This window comes from Haloferax sp. Atlit-6N (assembly GCF_003383195.1).
In the GTDB taxonomy this organism is placed as follows: domain Archaea; phylum Halobacteriota; class Halobacteria; order Halobacteriales; family Haloferacaceae; genus Haloferax; species Haloferax gibbonsii.
The window spans coordinates 1-513 of record NZ_QEQJ01000198.1; the positions used below are offsets into that span (position 1 = coordinate 1).

Consider the following 513-nt stretch of genomic DNA (forward strand, 5'->3'; position numbering starts at 1 on the left):
GTGGTCGCGCGCGGCCGACTCGATGTTGTGAGCCTCGTCGAAGACGGTGACGACGTCTTCTGGCTCGCGACCGAGCCACCGGAAGAACTGCTCGCGGATCGCGGGGTCCAGCAGGTGGTGGTAGTTGCAGACCACCAGATCGACCGCCTCCATTCCCTCTTTGAGGAGTTCGTAGCCGCAGAGCTGTCGTTGCTCCGCGTACTCGTAGATCTCCTATGGGGTTCGAACGTCGTCGAAGAGCCACTCGAAGAACTCGTCGGTGTTGCCGACGAGGTTGTTGTAGTAGTGCTCACAGACGTTGCCGTCCCGGAGCTCTTCGAGTTCGGATTCGACGGCGTCGAGTTCGTCCGTCACCGTGTTTCTGGCCTCACCAGCGCCGTCTTCGACCTCGCGGATCCGATCCAAGAGCGCCTCGGCCTGCTGGTTCAGTTCGGCGCGCTCGGTCTCCTTCTCGACGAGCGTCCGCGTAGTGTCGCGAAGCGTCTGACACTCCTGGTACTCGACGTCGATGTG

The 513-nt window shown here is 62.0% G+C and carries 1 pseudogene; it reads right to left on the reverse strand.

From position 1 onward, the window contains the following. A pseudogene (locus tag DEQ92_RS21910) lies at positions 1 to 513 on the reverse strand (ATP-dependent DNA helicase); the annotation flags it as partial.